Source organism: uncultured Xanthomonas sp., assembly GCF_964278005.1.
Lineage (GTDB): Bacteria > Pseudomonadota > Gammaproteobacteria > Xanthomonadales > Xanthomonadaceae > Xanthomonas_A > Xanthomonas_A sontii.
Genome location: NZ_CAXYKF010000023.1, coordinates 1 through 26,831 on the forward strand (window position 1 = coordinate 1; position 26,831 = coordinate 26,831).

The following is a 26,831-nucleotide window of genomic DNA, read 5'->3' on the forward strand; positions in this document are numbered from 1 at the left end:
GCCGTTGCCGTTGCTCCGGCTTTTGACTTGCCGGGTTCCCTTCCGAAGCGGCGGCCGGCCCGGGGAAAAACCCCGAAGGGGCGGCGCACATGGATGTGCGCCGTTCGCGGCAGGGGCAGGATGCCCCATCCGCGAAACCCCGGGCTGGACGCGGACCCGGAGCGCGTTAGCGCGCAGGGCGCGAGGCAGGGTGTGCTTTCTTTTGGTTACTTTTCTTTGCACAAGCAAAGAAAAGTAACTCGCCGCAAGGCGAAAGCTTTGCTCTTGCTCTTGCTCTCGCTATCGCACTTGCTCTTGCACTTGCTATTACTACGGCGGCCGCTGGATTGTAGGAGCGGCTTACGCCGCGACATGCATGACCGATTACGTTGGTCGCGGCTGAAGCCGCTTCTACGGTTCTTCTTGTCTGACACGAAAGCTTGAAGCAACAGCAAAGGCTTTCGCCCTCTCGGGCGAGTTACTTTTCTTTGCTCGCGCAAAGAAAAGGTAACCAAAAGAAAGCGCGCCCTGCCTACGCGCCCTCCGCGCTGCGCGCTCCGGGTCCGCGAACCAGGCGGGATCCGCGGAAGGGGCATCCTGCCCCTGCCGCGGACGGCGCACGTCCATGTGCGCCGCCCTTCGGGTTTTTCCCGCCTGGTTCGCCGCTTCGGAAGGGAACCCGGTAAGTCAAAAGCAACAGCAAAAGCAACAGCCACAGCCACAGCCACAGCAAAGGCAACGGCAACGGCAACGGCAAAAGCGTTCGGCGAATGAGCGTTTTACGTATCTGAGACACAGACGCCGCATCTGCAGCGGCTTCCCGGTCTCTCGCTTATGGCACGGTGCTAGCGAACCAGCGAAGGCCGCAACACCGAATCACGCGCGACCAATCGATGCGGCACCACATGATTGACGCAGGTACGCCCCGAACCGGCCCCCTGCCGGATCTCCCGCAACAACAGATCGATGGCCGCATCGGTCATGTCCGCCACCGGCTGATGGATGGTGGTCAGCTCCGGCCACACCATCGTCGACGCCGACGTGTCGTCGAATCCCACCACCGACAGATCCTCCGGCACCTTCAGGCGCCGACGATGCGCCACCGACACCACCGCCGAGGCCATGTCGTCGTTGCTCGCGAAAATCGCACTGGGGCGTGCCCGCAACGCCAACAGTCGCTCGGCGGCCTCGAGTCCGGCGCGATAGGTGAAGTCGCCCGGCTGCACGAGCGCGGCGTCGTAGTCGATGCCCGCATCCGCCAGGGCATCGCGGTAACCTTGCCAGCGGTGCGCACTGGCGGTCTGGTTCGGGTCGCCGGTGATGTAGCCGATGCGCGTATGCCCGTGCGCGATCAGGTGCGAGACCATGTCATGGCTGGCACGGCGGTCGTCGATGTGCACGCAGGACAGCCTGTCGCTGAACCGGCTCGACGCAATGGAGACGACGGGAATCCCGGCGTCGACGAACACGGCGACGATGGCTTTCGATTCGCACAAGGGCGCGGGGAGAATCACGCCGGCCACGCTGCTGCAGAGCGTGCGTGCGGCCTCGCGGCGTGCCCGCGGACCCAGTCCGTCCCACGTGGCGATCACCAGTTGCGCCGCCACGCGGGTCGAACCACGCAGCGCGCCGACCAGCAGTTCGCGCAGATAGCTGGAGCTGGGGTTGGTGTAGATCAACGCGATGCAGGTGTGCTGCGCGGCGGCGAGCGCGCTGGCGGCCGGGTTGGGCCGGTAGTCCAGTGCGCGCACGCTGCGCATCACCCGCTCGCGCGTGCTCTCGCGCACGCCGGCGTGACCGTGGGTGACGCGCGAGACGGTCATCGGCGAGACGCCCGCATGCGCCGCGACGTCGTCGATGGTGATGGCGTTCCCTCTTCGACGCGTCGTTTTGGGGGTGTTCTTCAAGGAATGCGGTCCTTTGTTGCGACGCATGATGACAAGCGATGTCCCGGGTGCGTAGTCTGCGCCGTGACGCGATGATAGCGCTATCAATCAGCGGCAGTCGGGCTCGGGGGGAGCCTTTATCGCGCGTCGTCTGGCAATCCTGAAACGGAGTTTTGAGTCGCAGCGACCGCAGAGCGCGCTGCGATGTTCGGCGTGGAAGACGGGCATCGCCCGTGCGTGCCTCTTAGGGGAGGGGCGGTACATCCATCGATCGCATGTCAGAGGGGAGAGTCATGAGCGCTTCTATGTTTCGTCGTAGCCCAGACCTGGGGGCTCGTCCATGAGCCGCACGCTGGCGAAGTTCAAATCCAGGGCCATGTTCACCTTCGTCGGTGGCGTCCTGGTCATCAATCCCGCATTCGCACAGGACGCGTCGACGCAGACGCCGCCGGCGGCAGAGCAACAGGCGCAGAGCAGCCCGACGCAGCTGGACACGGTCCAGGTCACCGGCCTGCGCAACAGCCTCAGCCAGGCGATGGACATCAAGCGCGACGCCGCGGGCGTGGTGGATGCCATCAGTGCCGAAGACATCGGCAAGTTCCCCGATACCAACCTGGCCGAGTCGCTGCAGCGCATCACCGGCATCTCCATCGAACGGCGCGATGGCGAAGGCGCGCAGGTCACCGCGCGCGGCTTCGGCCCGCAGTTCAACATGGTGACGCTCAACGGGCGGCAGATGCCGGGCGCCGATGCGTTCGGCGCCGCCGGCCAGGTCGCCATCGGCGGGGTCGACGGCGGCACCCGTGCCTTCAACTTCGCCCAGCTGGCCGCCGAAGCGATCAATGGCATCGAGGTCTACAAGACCAGCCAGGCCAACATGCCCAGCGGCGGCATCGGCGCCACCATCAACATCCTGACCGCGCGCCCATTCGACCACCAGGGCATCGTCGCCAGTGCCGGCGCCAAGGCCGTCTCCGACCGCAGCCAGCCGTTCGACAACGACATCACCCCGGAACTGTCGGGCATCTTCAGCTACAGCAATCCGGACAAGACCTTCGGCGTCGGCGTGAGCGCGAGCTACCAGAAGCGCAAGGGCGGCTCGGTGCAGGCCACCGAAAACTATTGGAACGTGCAGCCGTGGACGGGCTCGATGCCCGGCAATCCGACCGTGGTCAATGCGCCGCAGATCGGCGCGCTGTACGCCCGGCCGAACGACCTGCGCTATGCGTTCTCCGAGTTCGAACGCGAGCGCGTCAACGGCCAGGCGGTGCTGCAGTTCGCGCCCACCGACAGCCTGACCCTGACCCTGGACTACACCTACTCGACCAACGAGATCACCGAGAATCGTGGCGAGCAGGGCATGTGGCTGCAGAACAGCAACTACACCGATGTGACGTTCGATACCAGCGGCGCGGTGGCCGTGCCGACCTACATCCGCGAAATCGCCGGCACCAAGGATTTCGGCCTTGAGCAGCAGCGCAGCATGCAGAAGTACAAGCTGGGCTCGCTCGGCCTGAATGCGGTGTGGAACGTGACCGACCGGCTCAAGCTCAGCTTCGACGCGCACGACTCGAAGAACGAAAGCCGTCCCAACGATCCGTTGACCGGTGGCGGCTCGCTGTTCATGAGCATCGCCGGCACCAACAACTGCACCACCGGGCCGCACTGCGGCGGCTCCTGGGTGCAGGAGCTGAACTTCAACAATGGCCTGCCGATCGGCACCCAGGTCTGGTATCCGAGCGACGCCGCTGCCGCGGCCAAGGCCAATGGCGTGGTCAATCCGGGCTTCGTGCCCGGCGAGATCGGTTCGCAGGTGCTGCGGGTCAACTCGCAGAGCCAGATCAGCCAGATCAAGCAGGCGCGCGTCGACGGCGAATGGAGCTTCGACCAGGGCCGCTTCCAGTTCGGCGTGGACACCAACAAGTCGACCACCCACCGCATCCAGGCCGCCGAGGCGTACTCCACGCTGGGCGACTGGGGCGTGGCCAACGTCGACCGCGATACCGCCGGCGGCCTGATGAACCTGATGCAGCCGGTCAACATCATCGGCCTGTTCCATGACTACAGCGGGACGAGTTGGCCGGCATGGCGCGGCGATGCGGGCCGGCTGGCGGAATGGGCGGCCAGCCAGTACGGCGTCGGCCTGGGCGTGAGCCCGCAGCGCGCCGCCGACAACTTCGTGGAGGAAAAGACCCGCTCGGCGTATTTCCAGGTGGAACTGGATGGCGAGCTGGCCGGTCGGCGCACCAATACCCGGCTCGGCGTGCGCTACGAAACCACCGACGTGGTGTCGACCTCGATCATCGCCACGCCAGAGGCGATCGAGTGGCAGTCCAACAACGACTTCCGCGTGGTGCTGTCCAACGAGCAGCAGCCGTTCAGCGAGAAGACCACGTACAGCTACATCCTGCCCAACCTCGATTTCAGCATCGACCTCACCGACACGCTGAAGGGTCGCGTCTCCTTCGGCAAGAGCATCGCGCGCGCGCCGATCGGCAATCTCTATGCCGGCCCCGGGGCACAGCAACCGTTCGGCTCGGTGCTGATCGATCCGTCCTCGCGCGCCAGCGGCACGGCGCAGAATCCGTCGCTGAAGCCGCTGGAGTCCGACAACCTCGACCTGGCGCTGGAGTGGTACTTCGCCGATGCGAGCTACCTGTCGGTGACGTACTGGAACAAGTCGGTCAACAACTTCATCGGCAACACCGTCGTGCAGGAGAATCTGTACGGCCTGCGCGATCCCACCTCGGGTCCGGACGCGAAGTCGGCGCTGGCGTTCCTCACCAGCGGTGCCTGCCTCGCCCAGGTCGGCCCGGCCAATGCGGCGGCCTGCTCGGCCAACGACACCTCGCTGTTCACCGCGCTGGCCCTGCTGCGCAACAACCCGGCCGGCCTGGCCGCCTACAACGGCACCGGCGCGCAGGTGCTGGCGACCGAAGCGGCCTACGATCTCTACGGCGAGGCCGACGATCCGCTGTACGAGTTCAACGTCAACCGTCCGATCAACCAGAACCAGGCCAAGCTGCACGGCTGGGAGCTCGGCGGGCAGTACTTCCTCGGCGACACCGGGTTCGGCATCCTCGCCAACTACACCATCGTCAAGGGCGACGTCGGCTACGACAATGGTGGCGACCCGGGCATCGACCAGTTCGCGCTGACCGGCCTGAGCGACACCGCCAACGCGGTGCTGATGTACGAAAAGTACGGCTGGTCGGTGCGCCTGGCCTGGAACTGGCGCGACCAGTACCTGATCCTGGCCAACCAGGGTACCAGCCGCAACCCGTACTATGTGGAGCCCTACGAACAGTGGGATCTCAGCGTGAACTACACGTTGAACGACCACTGGTCGTTCGGGCTGGAGGCGATCAACCTGACCGGCGAGGACGTGCGCTGGCGCTCGCGCACCTCGAAGATGATCGTGAAGCTGGCCGACCAGAGCCCGCGTTATATGCTGGGCGTTCGCTACAAGTTCTGAAGAAGCGGGGAGTCCTTCTTCGCATGTCGCACGGGTGTCGCCGCTGTTGCGGCGGCACCTTGTGCCGGGCTCCAGAGGGGAGTGCGCACCACCATGCCGCGTTACGAGATGCTCAACAACATCGCCCATCGCGACCTGCGCGTGGCCACCGACTTCGGTCCGGAGTTCGGCGACGCGGTGGGCATGGTGCCGGCCTACCCCAGCGAGTACGCCGAGCTGCAGCGGGAATATCCGATCTTCCTGCGTAAGGACCCGGCGGACGGCGCCTGGCAGTCGGTGGCGCTGCTGGGGTTCGAGCAGCATGAGAACCTGTTCCTGCAGGACCGGCGCTGGATGGCCTCCTATCTCCCCGGAGCGGCGGCCAAGGGGCCGTTCCTGATCGGCTTCCAAGAGCAGCGCATCGACGGCGTGCTGACCCAGGACGCGGTGCTGCACGTAGACATGGAGCATCCGCGGGTGACGGCGCTGCAGGGCGAGCCGGTGTTTCTGCCGCAGGGCGGCAACACGCCCTATCTCGACCACATCGCCACGGTGCTGCGCGGCATCCACGAGGGTCATGCCTTCGGTGCGGACATGTTCGCGGCGCTCGATGCGCACGGGCTGATCCAGCCGGTGGCGCTCGACGTGCAGCTCGATGCGCAGCACCGCGTCGGCGTGAACGGCCTGCACGCGATCGACCGTGAGCGCCTGGCCCAACTGGACGGCGCCGCGCTGGCCGCGCTCAACCGCGCCGGCTATCTGGAAGGCGCGTATCTGATGCTGGCCTCGCTGCACAACATGCGCCGCCTGATCGCCGAGAAGCAGCGACGCCTGCGCTTGCAGGATACCGCTGGCGCGGCAGGCAGGAATTGAGCGTGCCGGACGGCGCAGCCATGCGGACACTGGAAGACGTGCAGCCCACCGCGCTGCCACTGCAGGACCTGGTGGCGGCGGGGGAGCCGGTGGTGTTGCGCGGCATCGTGCGCGATTGGGGGCTGATGCAGGCCGGGCTGCGCTCCACGCAGGACGCAATGGCCTACCTGCGCAGCTTCGATACGGGGGTGCCCGTTCCGTATTCCTTCGGCGAACCCGGGATCGAGGGACGCCCGTTCTACAACGCCGACTTCACCGAATTGAATTTCGAGGTCCGCCGCGGAACGCTCACGCAGGTGCTGGACGCGATTGCCACGACCTTCGAGGATCCGCGGCCGCCCACGTACTATGTCGCGTCGCTGCCGATCGAGCGGGCGCTGCCGGGGTTCGCGCAGGCCAACGACGCCGGCCTGGCCGGGCAGGGCGTCGATGCGCCGCCGAGCATCTGGATCGGCAACCGGGTCACGGCGTCCTGCCATTTCGACACGCCGGACAACCTGGCTTGCTGTGCGGTGGGCCGGCGCCGCGTCACCCTGTTTCCGCCCGAGCAGATCGACAACCTGTATCCGGGGCCGCTGGAGCCGACGCCTGGCGGCCAGGTGGTCAGCGTGGTGGATGTCGACCGCCCCGACTTCGCGCGTTATCCGCGTTTCCGTGATGCGCTGGCCAGCGCACGGCACGTCGAGCTGGAGCCGGGCGATGCGCTGTTCATCCCCAGCATGTGGTGGCACCACGTGCGCAGCCTGGCGCCGTTCAATGTGCTGGTGAATTACTGGTGGCGCAGTGCGCCGGCGTTCCTGCCCTCGCCGCTGACGGCGCTGCAGCACGCGATGTGGGCGTTGCGCGATCTGCCGGCGCGCGAGAAACAGGCCTGGGCCAAGCTCTTCGATTACTACGTGTTCGGCCCCGGCGAATGTGCAGGCCAGCACCTGCCCGAGGCCGCGCGGGGCGAACTGGCGCCATTCGACGAGGCACGGGCGCGCCGCACGCGCGCGCAGTTGCTGGCGCGGCTCAATCGCTGATGGGAGCATCACCTTGAACCTTGCCACCACAACGGACGGACGCATCCGCAAGGTCGTCATCGCCGGCGGCGGCACCGCGGGCTGGCTGGCCGGCTGCGCGCTGGCCCACCAGTTCCGCGATCGCCTGGACATCACCCTGGTGGAGTCCGAGCATATCGGCACGGTGGGCGTCGGCGAGTCGACCGTGCCGCCGATCCGCACCTTCCACCGCTTCCTGCAGATCGACGAGCAGGAGTTCCTGCGCGCCGTCGCCGGCACGTTCAAGCTGTCGATCTCGTTCGAGCACTGGCGCCGCCCCGGCGATCGCTTCATCCATCCGTTCGGCACGATCGGGCAGGGCACCTGGGCCACGCCGTTCCATCATTTCTGGCTGGACAGCCTGCGCCGCGGCATGCCGTCGGACCTGGGCGACTTCTGCCTGGAGAGCGTGGCATCGCGTGCGGACCGGTTCTCGCTGGAGACCCAGCCGCAGGTCAACTACGCCTATCACTTCGATGCCGCGCTCTACGCGAAGCTCCTGCGCAAGAAGGCCGAAGGGTACGGGCTGCGCCGGGTCGAGGGACAGATCCGCGAGGTCCGGCAACATGCGCACGACGGCTCCGTCGCCTCACTGCTGCTGGAAGACGGGCAGCTCATCGAGGGCGATCTGTTCATCGACTGCACCGGCTTCCGCGGCCTGCTGACCGAGCAGACCCTGCACACCGGCTACGAAGACTGGCGCGAATGGTTGCCCAGCGATCGCGCCGTTGCGGTGCAGACCGAGGCGGTCGCGCCGCCGGTGCCGTATACCCGTGCCATTGCGCACGAGGCCGGGTGGCGTTGGCATATCGCCCTGCAGCACCGGGTCGGCTGCGGACTGGTGTTCTCCAGCCGGCACCTGTCCGACGACGAGGCGCACGCCAAGCTGCTGCGCGACGTCGACGGCCCGCCGCTGCGCGACCCGTGGCTGGTGCCGTTCCGCAGCGGGCGCAGGCTGCAGGCCTGGAACAAAAACGTGGTGGCGCTGGGCCTGGCCAGCGGCTTCATCGAGCCGCTGGAATCGACCAGCATCCACCTGACCATCAGTGCGGTGGTGCGCCTGATCCAGCTGTTTCCACACGACGGCATCAGCCCGGCGCTGGTGGAGCTGTACAACACGGTCAGTCGCCAGGAGATGGAGCACGTGCGCGATTTCATCATCCTGCACTACCACGCCACCCAGCGCGACGAGCCGATGTGGAAAGCCTGCCGCGAGATGGCGCTGCCCGAGTCGCTGGCGATTCGGCTGCGCGCCTGGCGCGAGCGGGCGCACGCCTGGCAGGACCCGGGCGAGTTGTTCCGCGTGGATTCCTGGACCAGCGTGTTGCTGGGGCAGGGAATCCAGCCGGGACCGCCGCATCCGCTGGCCGCCGCCATCGGCGATGCGGATCTGCGCACGCTGCTGACGCGGATCCGGCAGCCGCTGCAGCAGGCCAGCGCGGCGATGCCGTCGCAGGCGGAGTTCATCGAACGCTACTGCAAGGCGACCCCGGACGTCTGGCAGCGGAGCGTATCCCTGGCGTAACGGCACACACGCTGTCGTCCAAAAATGATAGCGCTAACGAAAAGGCGGTACGACGTGGAAGAAAGGGAACTGGTAGCCGGAATCGATGCGGGAACGCAGAGCCTGAAGGTCGTGGTCTACGACCCGGTCGGGCGCAGCGTCGTGGCCAGCAGCAGGGCGCCGCTGGAGTTGCATTCCGCCGCCGATGGCAGCCGTGAACAACATCCGGCCGACTGGGTCGCGGCCCTGCAGGCCTGCTTCCAGGCCATCGATCCTGCGCTGCGCTCGCGCCTCGGCGCGCTGGCGGTCTCGGGCCAGCAGCATGGCTTCGTGCCGGTCGACGCGGCAGGCGAGGTGCTGGCACCGGCCAAGTTGTGGTGCGACACCAGCACCTCGGCCGAGTGCGTGCAGATCATGGACGCAGTCGGCGGCGCGGCGCACACCATCGCGCTGGCGGGCAATCCGATCCTGGCCGGTTACACCGCCTCCAAGCTGCCGTGGACCAGGACGCACCGGCCCGAGGCCTATGCGCGGCTCGCCACGATCCTGCTGCCGCACGACTATCTCAACTTCGTGCTGACCGGCCAGCGCTTCTGCGAATACGGCGATGCGTCGGGCACGGGCTGGCTGGACGTGCGCACGCGCACCTGGTCGACCGAGCTGCTGCGCGCCACCGATCCGCAGCGCGATCTGGCGGATTGCCTGCCGCGCCTGGCCGCACCCGATGCCCTGTTCGACATCGACCCGGCCGCGGCCAACTTGCTCGGCGTGCCAGCGACGCTGAAGATCGCCGTCGGCGGCGGCGACAACATGATGGCGGCCATCGGCACCGGCTGCGTCGTGCCCGGCCGCCTGGCGATGAGTCTGGGCACCTCCGGCACCCTGTTCGCCTACTCCGACACGCCGGTGGTCGACCCGGACGGCGCGTGGGCCGCGTTCTGCTCCTCCACCGGCGGCTGGTTGCCGCTGATCTGCACGATGAACTGTACCGTGGCGACCGAGCAGGTCGCCGCCGCGTTCGGCTTCAGCACCCGCGACGGCGATGCGCACCTGCACGCCACCGCACCCGGTGCCGACGGCCTGATGATGCTGCCGTTCCTCAATGGCGAGCGCACGCCGGACCTGCCGTTGGGCAAGGGCCTGCTGGCGGGCCTGGACACGCACAACATGACCCCGGCCCACCTCTATCGCGCGGCGATGGAAGGGGCGACCTACAGCCTGAAGTATGGCTTCGACGCATTCGTGCGTACGGGCATGCAGTTCGAGCGCATCGTGCTGACCGGCGGCGGCAGCAACAGCGGCGCGTGGCGGCAACTGGTGGCCGATGTGTTCGGCCTGCCGGTGGACGTGCCCATGCAGCCGGAAGGCGCGGCATTCGGCGCCGCCTTGCAGGCGCTGTGGGCCGTGGGCCTGGCACGCGGCGATGCCGCTTCCATTGCCGACATCGCGCAACAGCATGTGGCGGTCGATCCGCAGCTGTCCGCCCGTCCGGATCCGGCGCGCACCCAGGCCTATGCCGCGGCCTATGCACGCTTCCTGCGCCACCTCGATGCGGTCATGCCGCTGTTCCGCGGTTGATCCTCCGTTTCGCACACCCTCCCACCACGACAGGAACCCACACCATGCACACCCAGCCCTTCATCGGCGCCAAGGAATACTTCCCCGGCATCGGCCGCATCCCCTTCGAAGGCCGCGGCTCGGACAACCCGCTGGCCTTCAAGGTCTACGACGCCAACAAGGTCATCGGCGGAAAGACCATGCAGGACCATCTGCGCTTCGCAGTCTGCTACTGGCACACCTTCTGCAACGCAGGACAGGACCCGTTCGGCCCGGGCACGCGCCATTTCCCGTGGGAGGTCGGTGCGCCGCTGGCCAGCGCCGAGGCGAAAGTGGATGCGGCGTTCGAGTTCTTCACCAAGCTCGGCGTGCCGTACTGGTGCTTCCACGACATCGACCTGGCGCCGGACGCCGACGATGCCGGCCAGTACGAGAAGAACCTCAAGCACATGGTCGGCCTGGCCAAGGCGCGCCAGGACGCGACCGGCATGAAGCTGCTGTGGGGCACGGCGAATCTGTTCTCGCATCCGCGCTACATGAACGGTGCCGCGACCAATCCCGATTTCGCCGTGGTGGCGCGCGCCGCCGTGCAGGTGAAGGCGGCGCTGGAGGCGACGGTGGAATTGGGCGGCGAGCACTACGTGTTCTGGGGCGGCCGCGAAGGCTATGCCTCGCTGGTCAACACGCAGATGAAGCGCGAACTCGACCACTTCGCGCGCTTCCTGACCATGGCGCGCGACTACGGCCGCAGCATCGGCCTGAAAGGCAACTTCCTGATCGAGCCCAAGCCGATGGAGCCGATGAAGCACCAGTACGACTTCGACAGCGCGACGGTGGCGGGCTTTCTGAAGGCGCACGGCCTGGACAAGGACTTCAAGCTCAACATCGAGGCCAACCACGCCACGCTGTCCGGCCACACCTTCGAACACGACCTGCAGGTCGCTTCCGACCACGGCCTGCTGGGCAGCATCGACGCCAACCGCGGCAATGCGCAGAACGGCTGGGATACCGACCAGTTTCCGACCGATCTGTACGACACGGTCGGCGCCATGCTGGTGGTGCTGCGCCAGGGCGGCCTGGAGGGCGGCCTGAACTTCGACGCCAAGGTGCGCCGCGAGTCCACCGAACTCGAGGATCTGTTCATTGCCCACATCGGCGGCATGGATGCCTTCGCCCGCGGGCTGGAAGTGGCCCACGCGCTGCTCACCGACTCGCCCTGGGAGCAGTGGCGCCGGGAGCGATATGCCAGCTTCGACAGTGGCGCCGGCGAGCAGTTCGCGCGCGGTGCGCTCGGCCTCGCCGAGCTGGCGGCATTGGGCGCGAAGGGCGGCGAGCCGCGGCAGATCAGCGGCCGCCAGGAGCGCTACGAGAATCTGATCAACCAGTACCTGCTGCGCTGAGCGCAGCGGCAAGGAGAGCGCCGTGACCGATACCCGTTCCACACGCCACACCGGCGCGTTGCTGGCCGCGCTGCTGCTCGCGCTCGCCGTGTGCAAGGGCGACGTCCAGGCTGCGGCGCCCGCCCGCGCGGAGGCCAGCCCCTGGCCCAGCGTGACCTGGCCGCTGCCCGAGGATCCCGCGCTGGAAAAGCGCCTTACCGCGCTGATCGCCACCATGACGGTGGAGGAGAAGGTCGGCCAACTGGTGCAGGGCGATATCGGCAGCCTCACCCCGGAGGACGTACGCAAATATCGCCTGGGGTCGATCCTGGCCGGCGGCAATTCCGATCCCGGCGGCCGCTACGACGCCGCGCCGGCCGAATGGCTGGCGCTGGCCGATGCGTTCTATGCGGCGTCGATGGACACCTCGCATGGCGGCAAGGCGATTCCGATGCTGTTCGGCATCGATGCCGTGCACGGGCAGAGCAACATCGTCGGCGCCACGCTGTTCCCGCACAACATCGGCCTGGGCGCGACCCGCAACCCGGCGCTGCTGCGCCGGATCGGCGAAATCACCGCGCTGGAAACCCGCGCCACCGGCATGGAGTGGACCTTCGCGCCGACCGTGGCGGTGCCGCAGGACGACCGCTGGGGACGCACCTACGAGGGCTATTCGGAATCGCCCGAGGTGGTGGCCAGCTACGCCGGGGCGATGGTCGAGGGGCTGCAGGGCAAGGTGGGTACGCCGGACTTCCTCAATGGCCGCCATGTGATCGCCTCGGTCAAGCATTTCCTGGGTGATGGCGGCACCACCGACGGCCGCGACCAGGGCGACACCAAAATCGGCGAAGCCGAACTGGTCCGTATCCATGCTGCGGGCTATCCCCCGGCCATCGCCGCCGGCGCGCAGACCGCGATGGCCTCGTTCAACAGCGTCAACGGCGAAAAGATGCACGGTCACAAGACCTACCTGACCGACGCGCTGAAGGGGCGCATGCACTTCGGCGGCTTCGTGGTCGGCGACTGGAACGGCCACGGACAGGTCAAGGGCTGCACGCCGACCGATTGCCCGGCCACCATCAATGCCGGCCTGGACATGGCCATGGCCTCGGACAGTTGGAAGGGCTTCTACACCACCACGCTGGCGGCGGCGAAGAACGGCACCATCTCGCAACAGCGCCTGGACGATGCGGTGCGCCGGATCCTGCGGGTCAAGATGCGGCTGGGCCTGTTCGAGGCGGGCAAGCCGTCGGCGCGCGCGGTCGGTGGCCAGTTCGCGCTGATCGGTGCGCCGGCGCATCGCGCGGTGGCGCGGCAGGCGGTGCGCGAGTCGCTGGTGCTGCTGAAGAACCAGGGCGGTCTGCTGCCGCTGTCGCCGAAGCAGCGCATCCTGGTGGCCGGCGACGGCGCCAACGACGTCGGCAAGCAGGCCGGCGGCTGGACGCTGAACTGGCAGGGCACCGGCACCACCCGCAAGGACTTCCCGAATGCGGACACCATCTACGAGGGCTTCGCGCAGCAGGCCAAGGCCGCGGGCGGCGAGGCCGTGCTGGCGGTCGACGGCACGTACACGACCAGGCCGGACGTCGCGGTGGTGGTGTTCGGCGAGAATCCCTACGCGGAGTTCCAGGGCGATCGGCCGACCCTGGCCTACAAGCCGGGCGACGACACCGACCTGGCGCTGATCAAGCGGCTCAAGGCCGACGGCATTCCTGTGGTCGCGGTGTTTCTCAGCGGGCGACCGCTGTGGGTCAACCGCGAACTCAACGCGGCCGATGCCTTCGTGGCGGCGTGGCTGCCCGGCTCGGAAGGCGCGGGTATCGCCGACGTGTTGCTGCGCACTGCGCAGGGCGGCGTGCAGCACGACTTCAAGGGCACGCTGAGCTTCAGTTGGCCGCGCACGGCGACGCAATACGCCAACAACGTGGGGCAGAAGGGCTACGACCCGCTGTTCGCCTTCGGCTACGGCCTGCGCTATGCCGACAATGGCAACCTGGCCAGGTTGCCGGAAGTCTCCGGCCTCACCGGCAACGAAGCTGCGGCCGGCGTGTTCTTCGCCCGCGGCGCGGCCGGCCCGGGCATGGCCTTGCGCCTGGAAGGGGCCAATGGACAGGGCGTCACCGTCACCCGCGTGCCGGAATCGCTCGACGGCGCGCTGCTCAAGGTCACCGGCGTGGACCACCTGGCGCAGGAGGATGGCCGCCGCCTCGCCTGGTCGGGTGGACGCGAGGCGTTGGTCGCGCTGCAGTCGCATACGCCGCTGGACCTGCAGCGCGAGAGCAACGGCGACCTGATGCTGGTGACCACGCTGCGCGTGGATGCCGCCCCGCAGGGCGAGGCGTGGCTGGCGGTCGGCTGCGGCAGCGGCTGCGCGGCGCGGGTGGCGATCGGGCCGACGCTGACAGCCCTGCCGGTCGGCCAGTGGAAGCGCGTGGGCGTGCCGCTCAAGTGCCTGGCGGCGGCCGGCGCGGATCTGAGCAAGCTGGACCGCCCCTGGGCGTTGACCACGGCGGGCGCGATGACGCTGTCGGTGTCGCGGGTGGCGCTCGGCGCGTTGAACGAAGCGGAGAGCACCGTCGCATGCCCGAGCGCGTGAGCCTGCGTCCTGCGTCAGCGCCCCTTGGGCGGGCTGGCGACCGAACCGCGCAGCACCAGCCGGTGCGGGACCACGTGGTCGCTGGACATGCGTGCGTCGTCGCGCTTGCGGCGGATGCTGCGCAGCAGGATGTCGATGGCGGCATCGGCCATCGAGGCGATCGGTTGGTGGATGGTGGTGAGCTCCGGCCACACGGTGGTGGCGGCCGAGGTGTCGTCGAAGCCGACCACCGACAGGTCGCGCGGCACTTCCAGGCCGCGCCGGTGCGCGACGGAGATCGCCGCCGCGCCCATGTCGTCGTTGCTGGCGAAGATCGCGGTCGGCGGCCGCCGCTGCGACAGCAGCTTTTCGGCGGCGGCCAACCCCGAGCGGTAGGTGTAGTCGCCCTGCTGGACCAGGCCGGGTTCGACCTTCAGCCCGGCCTCCTGCAGCGCAGTGACAAAGCCCTCGTAGCGCCGCGCACTGGCGCTGAGGTCCTGGCGCCCACGGATGAAGCCGATGCGCCGGTGGCCGTGCTGGATCAGGTGTTCGGCCATCTCCTTGCCGGCATGGAAGTCGTCGATGCGCACGCAGGAGATCGCGTCGCTGAGGCGCCCGGCGGCGATCGCGATCACCGGGATGCCGGCCTTCACCAGTTCGCTCACCGCCGCCTGCGATTCGCACAACGGCGGCGGCAGGATCACGCCATCCACGCGCCCGCCCAGGGCGCGCGCGGCCTTGCGCTCGGCATCGGGGTCCAGGTCTTCCCAGTAGTGGATGACCAACTGGATGGCGGCGTTGGAGGCGACGCGCAGCAGGCCGACCAGCAGCTCGCGCAGGTAGGCGCCGCTGGGATTGGTGTAGATCAGGGCGATGCGGGTGTGCTGCGCGGCGGCCAGCGAACTGGCGGCCAGGTTGGGCGTGTAGCCCAGTTCGCGCACCGCGCGCATCACGCGCTCGCGGGTGGCATCGCGCACCTTGCCCTGGTTGATCGCGCGCGACACGGTCATCGGCGAAACCCCGGCCAAGGCCGCCACCTCGTCGATCGTCACCCCGCTGGTCTTGCGGCGGACCGCTTTCTTCGGCTTGTCCAAAACGCGTTCCCTTTGTTGTTCCTGACGCTGCCGCGCCGCGGGTACGCCGTCAGCTTACAAGGTTTGCTGGCGGCGCTTGGCTGCCGTCCGCATGTCATGCGGTGTCAGTGGATGGCATGCGCTGCCATGGTGCTGATGGTCTGCGCGGGCAGCCTGCGCGCGGAGGATGGCGCTGCGCTATGGATGCGTTACCTGCCCTCGCAAGGCGCCGCACGTGCGGATGGCGCCGCCCGCCTGGACGAGGTGGTGGCGCCGGCGCGGACGCCGACGCAGCGGGTGGCGCGCGACGAGCTGGTGCGTGGCCTCACCGGCCTGCTGGGGCGCGCCCCGGCGGCGCGTGCGGCCGCGAGCGGCGGTCATGCTGTGGTGCTGGGCACGCCGCAGTCGTCGCCAGCGCTTGCGCCGTTCCGCGAGGAGATCGCGTCGCTGGGCGAGGAGGGCTACCTGCTCAAGCGCACCCGCATCGACGGGCACGCGGTGGTGCTGGTGGCAGGACGCCGGGACATCGGTGTGCTGTATGGCGTGTTCCATCTGCTGCGCCTGCTGCAGACCGGCGCGTCGCTCGAAGCGCTCGCGGTGCGCGAGTCGCCACGGATCCGCCTGCGCGTGCTCGACCATTGGGACGACCTGGACGGCCACGTCGAGCGCGGCTATGCGGGCCGCTCCTTGTGGGACTGGCAAAGCCTGCCGGAATGGCGCGACCCGCGTTACACCGATTACGCGCGCGCCAATGCCTCGATCGGCATCAACGGCACCGTGCTCAACAATGTCAACGCCAATGCGCAGAGCCTGGCGCCGGCCTACCTCGACAAGGCGGCGGCGCTGGCGGACGTGTTCCGGCCCTACGGCATCCGCGTCTACCTGAGCGCACGCTTCAGCGCGCCCATCGAACTGGGGGGATTGAACACCGCCGATCCGCGCGACCCGGCCGTGCAGCGCTGGTGGCGCGACAAGGCCGACCAGATCTATGCGCGCATTCCGGATTTCGGCGGCTTCCTGGTCAAGGCCAATTCGGAAGGTCAGCCCGGCCCGCAGGACTATGGCCGTTCGCACGCCGACGGCGCCAACCTGCTGGCCGATGCGCTGGCGCCGCACGGCGGCGTGGTGATGTGGCGGGCCTTCGTCTACGCCCACGACGTGCCGGTGGACCGCGCCATGCAGGCCTACGCCGAGTTCGTCGGCCTCGACGGCGCCTTCCGCCCGAACGTGATCGTGCAGGTCAAGAACGGCCCCATCGATTTCCAGCCGCGCGAGCCCTTCCATCCACTGTTCGGCGCCATGCCGCGCACGCCGCTGATGCTGGAATTCCAGATCACCAAGGAGTATCTCGGCTTCGCCACGCACCTGGTGTACCTGGGGCCGCTGTACGAGGACGTGCTGCAATCCGACACCCATGCCCGCGGCGCGGGATCCACGGTGGCGGACGTGGTGGATGGCACATTGGAAGGCCACGCCCTGACCGGCATCGCCGGCGTCGCCAACATTGGCAACGACCGCACCTGGAGCGGCTCGCACTTCGACCAGGCCAACTGGTACGCCTTCGGTCGCCTGGCCTGGAATCCGCACCAATCCGCCCGCGCCATCGCCGAGAACTGGGCGGCGATGACGTTCTCGCCGGCACCCGAGGTGGTGCAGCCCATCGTCGGGATGATGATGGGCTCGCGCGAGGCCGCGGTGAACTACATGACCCCGCTGGGCCTGCACCACCTGATGGCGCGCGGCCACCACTACGGTCCCGGCCCCTGGGTGGACGGCGGCCCGCGCGCGGACTGGACCGCGGTGTACTACCACCGCGCCGATCGCGATGGCATCGGTTTCGATCGCACTGCGCATGGCAGCAATGCGGTGAGCCAGTACGCGCCGGACGTGGCGGCCGTGTATGGCGACCCGGCGCGGGTGCCCGAGTCGCTGCTGCTGTGGTTCCATCACGTGCCGTGGGACCACCGCATGGCCTCCGGACGACCGTTGTGGGACGAACTGGTCGGCCGCTATGCGCTGGGCGTGCGCCAGGTGCAGACCATGCAGGCCACCTGGGATGGGCTGCGCGGCAAGGTGGACGCCGAGCGGCACGCGCAGGTGGCGGCGTTCCTGCGCATCCAGCTGCGCGAAGCGCAATGGTGGCGCGATGCCAGCGTGGCGTACTTCCAGTCGGTGAGCGGGCGGCCGTTGCCCGCGGGCGAAGCCGCGCCACCGCACTCGTTGGCCTGGTACCAGGCCCTGCAGTTTCCCTCCGCACCGGGAGATGGACGATGAAGCCGACCACGTGGACGGGCTGGTTGCTGGCGGCGGCCTTGGGGTGCAGCGCCACGCCCTGCGTGGCGCAAGACGCGGTGCCGCCGCTGTTGCATGCGCTGTTTCAGGATCACGCCGTGCTGCAGCGCGACCGGCCGATGCCGGTGTGGGGGAACGCCGCGCCGGGTGCCACGGTGTCGGTGACCTTCGCCCGCCAGTGGGTCAGCGCACGTGCCGATGCCGGCGGCCGCTGGCATGCCACGTTCAAGCCGGTCGCCGCGGGCGGTCCTTACGACATGACGGTGCGCGCGGGACAGGCGCGCCAGGTCGTGCGCGATGTGCTGGTGGGCGATGTGTGGCTGTGTTCCGGGCAGTCGAACATGGAGCTGCCGGTGTGGCGCGCGCTGGATGCGAGCCGCGAACTGGCCGCGGCCGCCGAGCCCAGCATCCGTCTGTTCACCGTGCCCAAGGCCGCGGCGGTCGCGCCGCAGGATGCGTTCCCTGCTACGGTCGCATGGCAACCCGCGACGCTGGACACAGTGCGGGAGTTTTCGGCCGCGTGCTTCTACTTCGCGCGGGAGCTGCAGAAGACGGTCAAGGTGCCGATGGGGCTGATCCAGGCGGCCTGGGGCGGTGCGCGGATCGAGGCCTGGACCAGCGCCGAGGCGCTGCGTGCGCAGGGTGGCATGGACGAGGCGCTGGACGTGCTGGCGCTGTACGCCACCGACCCCGTCGCCGCGAGCGCACGCTGGGGCCGGCACTGGCAGCATTGGTGGACCACGCGCGCTGGTGCCACGCCGGGCGATACGCCATGGCAGCCCGGTGCGGGCCGCACCGGGTGGCAGGACGCGCCGGCGGCACTCGGCGCATGGGAGCGCTGGGGCGTGCCGGCGCTCGCCGACTACAACGGCATGGTCTGGTACCGCACGCAGGTCACCCTGGCCGCCGCGCAGGCGGCGCAGGGCGTACGGCTGGTGCTGGGGCCGGTCGACGAGACCGACATGACCTGGGTCAACGGCGTGGCCGTGGGCAGCCAGAACGCGCCGAGCGATTCACGCCGGTATGCGCTTGCGCCCGGCCTGTTGAAGGCGGGCAGCAACACGGTGGTCGTCAACGTGCTGGATACCTACGGCGAGGGCGGACTGGCAGGCCCCGCCAGTGCGCATGCCGTCGAATTGGCCGATGGCACGCGCATCGTCCTGGATCGGCATTGGCAGTACCGGGTCGCGCCCGATCCGCAGTCACCGCCGCTGGCGCCGTGGCATGCGGCCTCCGGTATGTCGACGCTGTACAACGGCATGATCGCGCCGCTGGGGCGTTACGGGCTGCGCGGCATGCTGTGGTACCAGGGCGAATCCAACACCGGCGACGGCGCGGCCTATGCGATGCGGTTGCGTGGCTTGCGCGACGACTGGCGCCGGCAATTCGGTGCAAAGATGCCGCTGCTGGTGGTGCAGCTCGCCGGTTACGGCCTGCCGCCGCAGGCCCCGGTGGAGAGCGGCTGGGCGCAGGTGCGCGAGGCGCAGCGCCGTGTGGCCGCGGAAGACCCGTACAGCGGCCTCGCGGTGGCCATCGACATCGGCGATGCCTACGACATCCATCCGCCGAACAAGCAGGAACTGGGACGGCGCCTGGCGCGGGCGGCGCGCCACGTGGTCTACGGCGAACGCGCGCTGGCGCCGTCCGGCCCGATCCCCCGCACGGCAACGCGCACGCAGGGCGGAGTGCGCATCGTGTTCGACGACGTCGACGGCAGCCTGGTCACGACCGGGGCGAGCGGCCCCATCGGCTTCGAACTCTGCGATGCCCAGGCGCAGCACTGCACGTATGCCGACGCGGCGCTGGACGGGCGCACCGTCGTCCTGCGCAGTCCCCAGGTAGCCGCCGCCGCGCGCGTGCGCTACTGCTGGGCCGATGGCCCGGTCTGCACGCTGCGCGACCGTTCCGGTGCGACGGCAGGACCGTTCGAACTCGCACTGTCCGAAGGAGTTCCCTGATGCGCCCGTTGCTCGCCACGGCCGTCCTGCTGTTGTCCGCTGCGCTGCAGCCGCTGTGGGCCGCGCCCGCACCGCCGGTCTATTTCGACTGGTTCGACTACGCCGGGAGCGACGCAGCCTTCGAGGCGCCGTTGCCGGCCGGGCATTACCGCAACCCGATCCTGGCCGGCTTCCACGCCGACCCGAGCATCGTGCGCGCGAACGGGCGGTTCTATCTGGTCAATTCCAGCTTCACCTACTTCCCGGGCATTCCGGTGTTCGAGAGCGTCGACCTGGTGCACTGGAAACAGATCGGCAACGTGATCGACCGGCCGACGCAAGTCGACTTCGATGGCCTGAGCGTGTCGCGCGGCATCTTCGCGCCGGCCATTTCCTATCACGACGGCGAGTTCTACGTGGTCACAACCGCCGTGGACAGCGGCGGCAACTTCATCGCCACCGCGCGCGATCCCGCTGGCCCCTGGTCGGATCCGCACTGGCTGCCGGGCATCGACGGCATCGATCCGTCGCTGTTCTTCGACGCCGACGGCCGCGTCTACCTGCTCAACAACGACGTGCCGCCCGGCGCGCCGCGCTACGACGGCCACCGCGCGATCTGGATGCAGCAACTCGACCTGGCGACCTTCACCCCGGTGGGGCCGCGCAAGGTGCTGATCGACGGCGGCGTCGAGCCGGCAAAGAATCCGATCTGGATCGAGGGGCCGCATCTGTATCGACGCGACGGCTGGTACTACCTCTCCGATGCCGAGGGCGGCACCGGACCGCAGCATTCGCAGGTGGTGCTGCGCAGCCGCGACGTGTGGGGGCCTTACCAGCCGTATGCGGGCAATCCGATCCTCACCCAGCGCGACCTGCCCGACGACCGATCGCTGCCGATCGCCAACGCCGGGCATGCGGATATTGTGGAAGGGCCGGACGGTTCCTGGTGGGCGGTGTTCCTGGCCAGCCGCACCTACGACGTGCGCCACTACAACACCGGGCGCGAGACCTACCTGCTGCCGGTGCAGTGGCGCGACGGCTGGCCGGTGATTCTGCCGGCCGGGCAGGCCATTCCCTATGCGGTCAAGGCGCCGTCGTGGATGCAGGGCGAGGCGTCGCAGGCGCCGTCCACCGGCAACTTCGTCGAGCGCGATGAGTTCGATGCGCCGACGCTCGGCCGCGGCTGGTTGCGCGTGCGTGTGCCCAAGCAGGGCTGGGCGGACCTGCGCACGCGTCCGGGAAGTCTGGCGGTGCATCCGCTGCCGGAGAACCTGGATACCTTGCGCAACCCCGCGTTCCTGGGGCGCCGCCAGCAGCATTTGCGGTTCGAGGCCAGCACCGCAATGACGCGCCCCGAAGCGGGCGTGGCGGCCGGGCTGGCGGCGTTCCAGAACGAGGACTGGTGGTACTTCCTTGGCGTACGCCGCCTGGGCCGCGATCGCGTGGTGGTGTTCCTCGAAGCGCGCGCGGGCAAGGGTGCGACCAGGACCGTTGCCAGCCGCGAAGTGGACGCGTCCACGTCGCTGCGTCTGAAGATCGCCGGCGACGCCGGCACGTATGCGTTCGCGTTCGACACCGGCACGGGGCAGGGCTGGCAGACCCTCGCCGACGACGTCGACGGAACCGCGTTGAGTACGGATCGTGCTGGCGGCTTCGTGGGCGCCCTGCTCGGTCCTTTCGCGCGCGACGAGCGTGCCTCCAGGAGCAAACGATGATGAAGCGCAGGTTTTCCTTTCGCAGCGGTGTTCGTGGCCGCCTGTTCCGCACGCTGGCCCTGTGCGCCGCCATCGCGCTGGCCGGCGTGGGCCATGCCGCCGACGCCGTCGACGCCAAGCCGTGGCAGGACACCTCGGCCAGCTTCGAGGCCCGGGCGGCGGCGCTGGTCGCGCAGATGTCCCTGGAGGAGAAAGCGGGGCAGATGCAGAACGCCGCGCCGGCGATCGAGCGCCTGGGCGTGCCGGCCTACGACTGGTGGAACGAGGCGCTGCACGGCGTGGCGCGGGCCGGGCAGGCCACGGTGTTTCCGCAGGCCATCGGGCTGGCCGCCACCTTCGACGTGCCGTTGATGGGGCAGGTGGCCACCACCATCAGCGACGAGGCGCGCGCCAAGCACCACCAGTTCCTGCGCGAGGGCGCGCATGGCCGTTACCAGGGGCTGACCTTCTGGTCGCCGAACATCAACATCTTCCGCGACCCGCGCTGGGGCCGCGGCCAGGAAACCTACGGCGAGGATCCCTACCTCACCGCGCGCATGGGCGTGGCCTTCGTGCGGGGATTGCAGGGCGACGACCCGGTGTACCGCAAGCTCGACGCCACCGCCAAGCATTTCGCCGTGCACAGCGGCCCGGAGGCCGACCGCCACCACTTCGATGCGCGCCCGAGCAAGCGCGACCTCTACGACACCTACCTGCCGGCGTTCGAGGCGCTGGTGAAGGAGGGCAAGGTGGACGCGGTGATGGGCGCCTACAACCGGGTGTACGGCGAGTCCGCCAGCGCCAGCCAGTTCCTGTTGCGCGGCGTGTTGCGCCGCGACTGGGGCTTCACCGGCTACGTGGTGTCGGACTGCTGGGCCATCGTCGATATCTGGAAGCATCACCATCTGGCGCCCAGCCGCGAGGCCGCCGCGGCGCTGGCAGTCAGGAACGGCACCGAACTGGAGTGCGGCCAGGAGTACGCCACGCTGCCGGCCGCGGTACGCCAGGGGCTGATCGGCGAAGCGGAGATCGACGACGCGGTGACGCGCCTGTTCGCCGCGCGCATGCGGCTGGGCATGTTCGACCCGCCCGAGCGCGTGCGCTGGGCGCGGATTCCGGCGTCGGTGAACCAGGCGCCCGCGCACGATGCGCTGGCCCTGCAGGCCGCGCAGGAATCGCTGGTGCTGTTGAAGAACGATGGCGTGCTGCCGCTGTCGCGCACGCTCAAGCGCATCGCCGTGGTCGGCCCGACCGCCGACGACACCATGGCCCTGCTCGGCAACTACTTCGGCACGCCGGCGGCGCCGGTGACGATCCTGCAGGGCATCCGTGACGCGGCCAAGGGCATCGAGGTGCGCTATGCGCGCGGTGTGGATCTGGTCGAAGGGCGCGACGATCCGAGCGCCACGCCCCTGATCGAAGCAGCCTATCTTCGGCCCTCGGCGGACTCGCCGGAACGCGGCCTGCGCGGCGAGTATTTCCGCACGCCCGATCTGTCGGGGACGCCGGCGCTGGTGCGCACCGACGCGCAGATCGGCTTCCGCTGGGACCGCGGTTCGCCGACCGACAATCTGCTGGCCCGCGGCGAAGCGGGGCCGGGGCAGGGCATTCCCAACGATCATTTCAGCATCCGCTGGAGCGGTCAGTTGCTGCCGCCGGTCTCGGGCCGCTACCGGATCGAGGCGGCCGCCGACGACGGCTTCCGCCTCTATGTCGACGGCAAGCTGGTGCTGGATCACTGGACCGACAGCGACCGCATGCGCGCCGACGGCGTGGACCTGGAGCTGCAGGCGGGCCGCGCCTATGCGGTGAAGCTGGAGTACTACGACGCCGAGCGCGACGCGAGCGTGCGCCTGGGCTGGCGCATGCCCGGGGCGAAGCCGCCGTTCGACGAGGCGCTCGATGCCGCGCGCAACGCGGACGTGGTGGTGTTCGTCGGCGGGCTGACCGGCGATGTCGAGGGCGAAGAGATGAAGGTGGACTACCCGGGCTTCGCCGGTGGCGACCGCACCGACCTGCGCCTGCCCGCGCCGCAGCGCGCCTTGCTGGAAGCGCTGCACGCCACCGGCAAGCCGGTGGTGATGGTGCTGACCGGCGGCTCGGCGCTGGCGGTGGAGTGGGCGCAGGCGCATCTGTCGGCGATCCTGATGAGCTGGTATCCCGGGCAGCGCGGCGGCACCGCGGTGGGCCAGGCGCTATTCGGGGAGGTCAACCCCGCCGGCCGCCTGCCGGTGACGTTCTACCGGGCGGACCAGGCGCTGCCCGCCTTCGACGACTACGCGATGGAAGGCCGCACCTACCGCTACTTCCGCGGCACGCCGCTGTATCCGTTCGGCCACGGGCTGTCGTATACGCGCTTCGACTACGGCAAGCTGCGCGTGGATGCGCCGCGCATCGCCGACGACGGACGCCTCAAGGTGCAGGTGGAGGTGGCCAATACCGGCAAGCGCGCCGGCGACGAAGTCGCGCAGCTGTACGTGCGGCGGCTGGCGGCCGCGCCCGGCGATGCGCAGCAGGCGCTGCGCGGCTTCCAGCGCGTGCGCCTGGCCCCGGGCGAACGCCGGACCCTGACGTTCGAGCTGGATGCGCAGCAGGCGCTGCGGCAGTACGACGATGCGCGCGGCACCTACGTCGTGCCGGCAGGGAGCTACGAAGTACGGATCGGCGGTTCCAGCGCCGATGCCCGCGTGCGTGGGCGCTTCACCGTGGAGGCGCACCGTGACTGAGCCCCGCAGTGCGGAGACCGCCGTGCACGTGCTGTCGGTGCGGGAGAAGCTGGGCTACAGCCTGGGCGACCTGGCAGCGAACCTGATCTTCCAGACCCTGATCACCTACCTGGCGTTCTTCTACACCGACGTGTACCGATTGCCGGCCGCCACGGCGGCGACGATCATCTTCGTGATCGGCCTGCTGGGCGCCTTCGTGTTCACCCCGCTGATCGGCATTGCCGCCGACCGCACGGCCACGCGCTGGGGCAAGTTCAGGCCCTGGATCCTGTGGACGGCGATTCCGTTCGGGGTGCTGTCGCTGCTCGCCTTCAGCACGCCGGAGCTCGGCGCGCGCGGCAAGGTCGTTTACGCGTTGACCACCTATGGTCTGCTGATGCTGGTGTACGCGGCCAACAACCTGCCGTATTCGGCGCTCAGCGGCGTGCTCACCGGCAACATGGCTCAGCGCAACAGCCTGTCGGCCTACCGCTTCGTGGCGGTGATGATCGCGCAGTTCATCATCCAGGTGTTGCTGTTGCCGCTGGTGCTGATCCTGGGTGACGGCGACAATGTGCGCGGCTTCGAGCGCCTGATGACGGTGTTCGCGGTGGTGGGCACGCTGTTCTTCCTGATCACCTTCGCCACCACCCGCGAGCGCATCGTCCCGGCCAAGGAACAGAGCGCCGGCGTGCTGCAGGACCTGTCCGACCTGCTGCACAACCGGCCGTGGAAGGTGATGCTGGCGCTGACCGTGCTGGTCTTCGTCAACCTGGCGCTGAAGGGCGGCACCTACATCTACTACTTCCAGTACTACCTGAGCGAGGCCGCGCTGGCGGGCTTTCTCGACGCCTCCGGCTTCAACGGCTTCATCGGTGGCGTGAACGCCCTGCTCGGCGGCTGGGGCCTGTCCGGCTTCACCTGGCCGCAGGATGCGGCGACCTCGGCGTTCAGCCTGTTCAATGCGTGCGGCATCCTGTGCATGATCCTGGGCATCGGCTTCTCCCGGCGCCTGGCCGACCGCTTCGGCAAGCGCGATGCCTTCGGTGGCGCGTTGCTGGTTTCCACCGTGTTCCTGCTGGCGTTCTACGTGTTTCCGCCCACCGCGATCGGCGTGGCCTTCGGCGCCTTCATGCTGCACGGCTTCTGCTACGGCATCACCATCCCCTTGCTGTGGGCGATGATCGCCGACGTCGCCGACTACTCGGAATGGAAGAACCATCGCCGCGCCACCGCGATCATCTTCTCGGCGATGCTGTGCGGGCTGAAGATCGGGCTCAGTATCGGCGGCGCGCTGGTCGCCGGCATCCTCGCGCACCACGGCTACCAGGCGGGCGCCGAACAACAGCCGCAGGCCGTGGTGGACGGCATCCGCCTGACCGTGAGCGTCTACAGCGCCATTCCGTTCCTGGTCGCGGTGGCGCTGCTGTGCTTCTACCGGATCGACAAGCGCATGGAACGTCGCATCGAACACGACCTGCAGGCGCGGCGCCAGGGCAGCGACCTAGACCATCTCGCGGCACACGCCGTCTCGCAACCACTGGTCACCCACATCTACACGGCCGATCCGTCGGCCCATGTGTTCGAGGGGCGCCTGTACATCTATCCGTCGCACGACATCGACAGCGGCGCGCCGTTCGACGACGACGGCGGCCACTTCGGCATGGAGGACTACCACGTGCTGCGCATGGACACACCTGAGGGAGCGGCCGCCGACTGCGGCGTCGCCCTGCATGTGCGCGACGTGCCCTGGGCCAGCCGGCAGATGTGGGCGCCGGACGCGGCGGCACGCGACGGGCGCTATTACCTGTACTTCCCCGCCAAGGACGCGCAGGGTCTGTTCCGCATCGGCGTGGCGGTGGCCGATCGCCCGGAAGGCCCGTTCGCCGCCGAGCCCGAGCCGATCGCGGGCACCTATTCGATCGACCCGGCCGTGTTCGAGGACGACGACGGCGCGCACTACCTGTGCTTCGGCGGCATCTGGGGCGGGCAGTTGCAGAAATATCGCGACGATCGCTTCGATGCGGCGCACGCCGAGCCTGTCGGCGACGAACCGGCGCTGGGGCCGCGCATCGCCAGGCTCGACCCCGGCATGACGCAGCTGGCGGAGCGCACACGCGAAATCGTCATCCTCGACGAACACGGCCAGCCGCTGCGCGCCGACGACCACGCGCGCCGCTTCTTCGAGGGACCGTGGCTGCACAAGGATCAGGGCCGGTATTACCTGTCGTATTCCACCGGCGATACGCACCTGCTGTGCTATGCCATCGGCGACAGTCCGTATGGCCCGTTCACCTATCGCGGCGTGCTGTTGAAGCCGGTAGTGGGCTGGACCACGCACCACTCCATCTGCGCGTTTCAGGGGCGCTGGTACCTGTTCTACCACGACGCCCTGTTGTCCGGCGGCGTGACCCACCTGCGCTCGGTCAAGTGCACGCCGCTGCACGTCGAGCCGGACGGGAGCATTCGCACTGTCGATCCCTATGGTGGCTGAAAGGCCGTGGTCTAGTGACACTGCGCCGCCTGCGGAGTTGGCGGGCGGCGCATTGGCCTCCTCTAGGCGTCGGCTGCCATGCAGCCGAGGCGAGCGATGGGCTATGCATCCGATGGCGCAATGCGTCGGGACTGAAGTCCCTCCCACAGTGCACCCGGCAGGCTCCCGCAAGCCCCTGTGAGAGCGACTTCAGTCGCGACGAGTGAAGCCATGACCGATTGCTACAGCAGTCGGGACTGTAGTCCTTCCCACCGAGCACCCGGCAGGCTTCCCGCAAGCCACTGTGGGAGCGACTTCAGTCGCGACGAGTGAAGCCATCCAATGACCGATTGCGACAGCAGTCGGGAATGAAGTCCCTCCCACAATTGCGACAGCCAGCGATGCGCGTC

General features: G+C 68.7%; 14 protein-coding genes and 1 pseudogene. 13 read left to right on the forward strand and 2 right to left on the reverse strand.

The genetic code is table 11. The features are described 5' to 3' along the window. Positions 1-824: 824 nt before the first annotated feature. Positions 825-1,886 carry a LacI family DNA-binding transcriptional regulator gene (locus ACHWVH_RS14470; RefSeq protein ID WP_394687440.1) on the reverse strand — a complete coding sequence of 354 codons (1,062 nt, stop codon included), beginning with the start codon at positions 1,884-1,886 and terminating at the stop codon, positions 825-827. 319 nt (positions 1,887-2,205) lie between these two features. Between ACHWVH_RS14470 and ACHWVH_RS14475 the strand changes: the two genes are divergently transcribed. The 7 genes from ACHWVH_RS14475 to ACHWVH_RS14505 all read left to right on the forward strand — a co-directional run bounded on the left by ACHWVH_RS14475 (position 2,206) and on the right by ACHWVH_RS14505 (position 14,268). Beyond that, entirely contained in the window at positions 2,206-5,340 is a 3,135-nt protein-coding gene (locus ACHWVH_RS14475) for a TonB-dependent receptor (protein WP_267093409.1), read from the forward strand. Between the two features lie 93 nt (positions 5,341-5,433). Further along, entirely contained in the window at positions 5,434-6,192 is a 759-nt protein-coding gene (locus ACHWVH_RS14480) for a SapC family protein (RefSeq protein WP_394687441.1), read from the forward strand. 20 nt (positions 6,193-6,212) lie between these two features. Further along, complete coding sequence (locus ACHWVH_RS14485) at positions 6,213-7,214, forward strand: cupin-like domain-containing protein (protein ID WP_394687442.1); 1,002 nt, start codon at positions 6,213-6,215, stop codon at positions 7,212-7,214. A gap of 13 nt (positions 7,215-7,227) precedes the next feature. Then, positions 7,228-8,757 (forward strand): tryptophan halogenase family protein, encoded by a 1,530-nt coding sequence (locus ACHWVH_RS14490; RefSeq protein ID WP_267121833.1) that lies wholly within the window; start codon positions 7,228-7,230, stop codon positions 8,755-8,757. Positions 8,758-8,781: 24 nt separating this feature from the next. Continuing rightward, positions 8,782-10,314 (forward strand): xylulokinase, encoded by a 1,533-nt coding sequence (gene xylB / locus ACHWVH_RS14495; RefSeq protein ID WP_394687443.1) that lies wholly within the window; start codon positions 8,782-8,784, stop codon positions 10,312-10,314. A 44-nt stretch (positions 10,315-10,358) separates the two neighbouring features. After that, entirely contained in the window at positions 10,359-11,693 is a 1,335-nt protein-coding gene (gene xylA / locus ACHWVH_RS14500; RefSeq protein ID WP_394687444.1) for a xylose isomerase, read from the forward strand. A gap of 22 nt (positions 11,694-11,715) precedes the next feature. After that, positions 11,716-14,268 carry a glycoside hydrolase family 3 protein gene (locus tag ACHWVH_RS14505; RefSeq protein WP_394687445.1) on the forward strand — a complete coding sequence of 851 codons (2,553 nt, stop codon included), beginning with the start codon at positions 11,716-11,718 and terminating at the stop codon, positions 14,266-14,268. Between the two features lie 14 nt (positions 14,269-14,282). Here ACHWVH_RS14505 and ACHWVH_RS14510 read toward each other — a convergent pair whose 3' ends face one another. Further along, the gene (locus ACHWVH_RS14510) at positions 14,283-15,341 is read right to left on the reverse strand and encodes a LacI family DNA-binding transcriptional regulator (protein ID WP_267103055.1); all 1,059 of its coding nucleotides are present in this window, start codon (positions 15,339-15,341) and stop codon (positions 14,283-14,285) included. A 96-nt stretch (positions 15,342-15,437) separates the two neighbouring features. Here ACHWVH_RS14510 and ACHWVH_RS14515 point away from each other — a divergent pair, with 96 nt between their 5' ends. The 6 genes and pseudogenes from ACHWVH_RS14515 (at position 15,438) to ACHWVH_RS14540 (ending at position 26,442) form a co-directional block, all read left to right on the forward strand. After that, positions 15,438-17,594: an alpha-glucuronidase family glycosyl hydrolase gene (locus ACHWVH_RS14515; protein WP_394687446.1), complete on the forward strand. Its 2,157-nt coding sequence runs from the start codon at positions 15,438-15,440 to the stop codon at positions 17,592-17,594. Beyond that, entirely contained in the window at positions 17,591-19,570 is a 1,980-nt protein-coding gene (locus ACHWVH_RS14520) for a sialate O-acetylesterase (protein WP_394687447.1), read from the forward strand. The genes ACHWVH_RS14515 and ACHWVH_RS14520 overlap by 4 nt, the downstream gene beginning before the upstream one ends. Then, complete coding sequence (locus ACHWVH_RS14525; RefSeq protein ID WP_295939361.1) at positions 19,570-21,264, forward strand: glycoside hydrolase family 43 protein; 1,695 nt, start codon at positions 19,570-19,572, stop codon at positions 21,262-21,264. The genes ACHWVH_RS14520 and ACHWVH_RS14525 overlap by 1 nt, the downstream gene beginning before the upstream one ends. Then, positions 21,264-23,969, forward strand: a complete 2,706-nt coding sequence (locus tag ACHWVH_RS14530) for a glycoside hydrolase family 3 C-terminal domain-containing protein (protein ID WP_394687448.1) — start codon at positions 21,264-21,266, stop codon at positions 23,967-23,969. Before ACHWVH_RS14525 ends, ACHWVH_RS14530 begins: the two co-directional genes overlap by 1 nt. Then, positions 23,923-25,452: pseudogene (locus tag ACHWVH_RS14535) on the forward strand (MFS transporter); the annotation flags it as partial. The gene ACHWVH_RS14530 and the pseudogene ACHWVH_RS14535, both read left to right, overlap by 47 nt. After that, positions 25,426-26,442, forward strand: coding sequence for a glycoside hydrolase family 43 protein (locus ACHWVH_RS14540; protein ID WP_394687690.1), 1,017 nt, complete (start codon positions 25,426-25,428; stop codon positions 26,440-26,442). The pseudogene ACHWVH_RS14535 and the gene ACHWVH_RS14540, both read left to right, overlap by 27 nt. Positions 26,443-26,831 lie beyond the last annotated feature (389 nt).